A 2,918-nucleotide genomic window follows, 5' to 3' on the forward strand; every position below is an offset into this window, starting at 1 on the left:
CAGGCCAGCCTGGAACTGCACGGAATTGATGCTCATGACGCCACCTCGTCGCCTTCAGGTGGCCGTATGCTCGGCGGTGGGCGACGCACATCCTGCGACTGGCGGCTGAGGGTCGGGGCTAATCAGGTTTTCGTTTAGGCTGACGCCGGTCCGAGTGGTGGAGGAAGCGATGGAGGCGACGGCGGCGAGCGCGAAGCGGCCCGGCTGGCCGGGCGTGGCCGGCGGCGTGCTGGCCGCGCTGGGCATCGGCCTGTCGGCCTGGGCCGCGCACGGCCTGGACGATCCGCACGCGCGCGGCAACCTGCAGACCGCCGCGCTGTATGCCCTGGTCCACGGGGTGGCGCTGGCGGCGCTGGCACCGGCCGCGCTGCGCGCCCTGGGCAGGGTGGCGCTGGGCGCGCTGCTGGCCGGCGTGCTGCTGTTCTCCGGCAGCCTGGCCGGCAACGCCCTGGCCGGCTGGCCGACCCGCCCGGCTCCGGCCGGCGGCATGCTGATGATGCTCGGCTGGCTGCTCTGGGCCGTCCACCGGGCGAGGCGCTGACCATGCCGCGCCACAGCCGCGGCTTCGACGTGGAGGCCGCCTGGGAGCACCTGCAGCGCCGCGACCGCCGTCTGGCGGCGTGGATGCGCAGGATCGGACCGCTGCCGGCCGAGCGCGGTTGGCGCCGTCCGTTCGACCCGGTGGACGCGCTGGCCCGCGCCATCCTGTTCCAGCAGCTGTCCGGCAAGGCGGCCTCGACCATCGTCGGCCGGGTCGAGGCGGCCATCGGCAGCCGCCGCCTGCACCACGACACGCTCGGGCGCGTGGACGACGCCACCCTGCGCGCCTGCGGCGTATCCGGCAACAAGATCCTGGCCCTGCGCGACCTGGCCGCGCGAGAGGCGCGCGGCGAGATCCCGACCCTGCGGCAGATGGCGGGGATGGACCAGGACGAGATCGTGGCCGCGCTGACCCCGATCCGCGGCATCGGCCGCTGGACGGTGGAGATGATGCTGATGTTCCGCCTGGGGCGGCCGGACGTGCTGCCGGTGGACGACCTGGGCGTGCGCAAGGGTGCCCAGCGCGTGGACCGGCTGGAGGGCCTGCCGCTGCCGCGCGAGCTGCTGGCCCGCGGCGAACGCTGGGCGCCGTACCGCACCTACGCCAGCCTGTACCTGTGGCGCATCGCCGACGGGGCGGGGGAGAACGTCACCGCACCGCGCACCAACCGCTCGCAGGACTGAGCCGGCTCGGCGGCTCAGCGGCGCAGCGACATCCGCACCAGGGTGTCGTCCTGGCGCACGTGGTGGTGGTAGAGCGCCGCCACCGTGTGCAGGCCCACCAGGCCGTAGCCGGCCATGGCGATGGCGCCGTGCCACGCCGCCAGACGCTCGCCCAGGGCCGGATCGGCGCCGACCAGCAGCGGCAGGCGGCAGCCGCCGAGCGAGGGCGCCGTGCCGGAGGCGTTGAGCATCAGGTAGCCGATCACCGGCATGGCCAGCATCAGGCCGTACATGGCCAGGGCCACAACGCGCGAGAGCACGGTCTGCCAGAGCGGCAGCGGCGGGGTGATCGGCGGGGTGGCGCCGGTGGCGCGCAGGGCCAGGCGTAGCCAGGCCAGCACGAACACCGCCAGGCCCAGGAGGAAGTGCGTTTCCTTCATCAGCTCGCGCGTGGCGCTGCCGCGCGGGAACAGGCCGCGCAGCTCCATGGTGGCGTACACGGCCACCAGCAGCACCAGCGTCAGCCAGTGCAGGACGATGATCGAGGGGCGGTAGCGGGGTTGCTGCTGGAAGGTCATGGCGGCCTGCGGACAGGACGGGGCGCGCAGTATCGGCGCCGCCGTGCGCGGCCGCATTGATCAGGCGCAAACGCCCGGGCGGCGGCTCACAGGCCGGTGGTGCAGTACCAGTGCCACGGCTCGTGCACGATGCCGTGGGGATTGTCGCGCGGATAGCTCATGCGGAAGCCGAACTCCGCGGCACGCGCCTGCAGCCAGGCGAAGGCGGCGGCGCGCTCGAAGGATTCCTCGGCAGGCGGCTCGCCGGGGGTACCGATGTCCAGCGCGCGGCCGTCGTGGTGCTCGCTGTAGCCGGGCGCGGCGTTGACGGTGAGGATCCGCGCCAGCTCCTGCCCGCGTGCCAGCTTCCGCTCGAAGATGCCCAGCTGGTAGTCGTGGCTGCGGTAGCCGGAGATCGCGTCCAGCGCCACGCCGTCGGCGGCGGCGGCCCGGCGCAGCGCGGCCCAGGCGCGGGCGGCTTGCGGGTGCAGCCACAGCGGCCGGCCGAAGCGGTCGCGGCCGGCGTAGGCCAGCCACTCCGGTTCGGCCACCGGGCACGGCCCGGTGCGCGCCTGGTAGGCCTCCGCGTCCACGCCCAGCGCCTGCAGGCGCGCGTGCAGGCGTTGCAGCGGCAGCGGCTGCGGCGGGGCGTCCGGGCCACGCCGGGCCGGGCCTTCCAGGGCGTCCAGTGCCTGCTCCAGACCGGGCTCGCGCGCCAGGCGCGGCACCAGGGCCTGCACGCTGTGTTCGCCGACCGCGGCCAGGAAGCGGCCGTCGCGCTTGCGCCGCAGCACGGTGTGGGCGCGGGCGATGGCGCGGGCGTCGGCGCTGGCGCGGGCGCGCAGCAGCCAGGCCGGCCACAGTTCGATCTCGGCGGTGTTGCGCAGAGTGCGTGCGGGGGCGCGCATGCGGGCAGCTTACGGGTGCATCGGCGCTTCGGCCAGCTCGGCCAGGCGTGCCAGCAGCGCCCGTGGCCTGGCCGGGGTGAGCAGCAGGCGGCGCCCGTCGCGCCGCGGCAGCACCAGCACCTTGTCCATGCGGGTCAGCAGGCAGAAGGCGCGGGTGCGGTCGCGCAGCAGGTAGTGGCCGGCGCGCAGGCCGGGCAGACCCATGCCCCACAGCCGCGCCATCGGCCGCAGTCCGGTGTGCTCGTCCAGG

Annotated in this window: 4 protein-coding genes and 1 pseudogene; 2 read left to right on the plus strand and 3 right to left on the minus strand. The window is 75.1% G+C overall.

Annotated features, from left to right (window positions below):
- Nucleotides 1-169 precede the first annotated feature (169 nt).
- Both CR938_RS14065 and CR938_RS14070 read left to right on the plus strand, forming a co-directional pair.
- Complete coding sequence (locus CR938_RS14065; RefSeq protein ID WP_162125587.1) at nucleotides 170-541, plus strand: DUF423 domain-containing protein; 372 nt, start codon at nucleotides 170-172, stop codon at nucleotides 539-541.
- A gap of 2 nt (nucleotides 542-543) precedes the next feature.
- A complete protein-coding gene (locus CR938_RS14070) occupies nucleotides 544-1,224 on the plus strand; it encodes a DNA-3-methyladenine glycosylase family protein (protein WP_162125588.1) in 681 nt (226 codons plus the stop codon).
- Between the two features lie 14 nt (nucleotides 1,225-1,238).
- Here CR938_RS14070 and CR938_RS14075 read toward each other — a convergent pair whose 3' ends face one another.
- The 3 genes and pseudogenes from CR938_RS14075 to CR938_RS14085 form a co-directional block, all read right to left on the minus strand.
- Entirely contained in the window at nucleotides 1,239-1,781 is a 543-nt protein-coding gene (locus tag CR938_RS14075; protein WP_162125589.1) for a cytochrome b, read from the minus strand.
- Nucleotides 1,782-1,867: 86 nt separating this feature from the next.
- A complete protein-coding gene (locus CR938_RS14080; protein ID WP_162125590.1) occupies nucleotides 1,868-2,668 on the minus strand; it encodes a M15 family metallopeptidase in 801 nt (266 codons plus the stop codon).
- Between the two features lie 9 nt (nucleotides 2,669-2,677).
- Nucleotides 2,678-2,918, minus strand: a pseudogene (locus CR938_RS14085) (hypothetical protein); the annotation flags it as partial.

The organism is Pseudoxanthomonas taiwanensis (assembly GCF_010093135.1).
Classification (GTDB): domain Bacteria; phylum Pseudomonadota; class Gammaproteobacteria; order Xanthomonadales; family Xanthomonadaceae; genus Pseudoxanthomonas; species Pseudoxanthomonas taiwanensis.

What these genes read in the sequence shown, in the direction of transcription:
- CR938_RS14065 (WP_162125587.1), top strand. Translation starts at nt 170, where the DNA reads ATGGAGGCGACGGCGGCGAGCGCGAAGCGGCCCGGCTGGCCGGGCGTG.
- CR938_RS14075 (WP_162125589.1), bottom strand. Translation starts at nt 1,781, where the DNA reads ATGACCTTCCAGCAGCAACCCCGCTACCGCCCCTCGATCATCGTCCTG.
- CR938_RS14080 (WP_162125590.1), bottom strand. Translation starts at nt 2,668, where the DNA reads ATGCGCGCCCCCGCACGCACTCTGCGCAACACCGCCGAGATCGAACTG.
- CR938_RS14070 (WP_162125588.1), top strand. Translation starts at nt 544, where the DNA reads ATGCCGCGCCACAGCCGCGGCTTCGACGTGGAGGCCGCCTGGGAGCAC.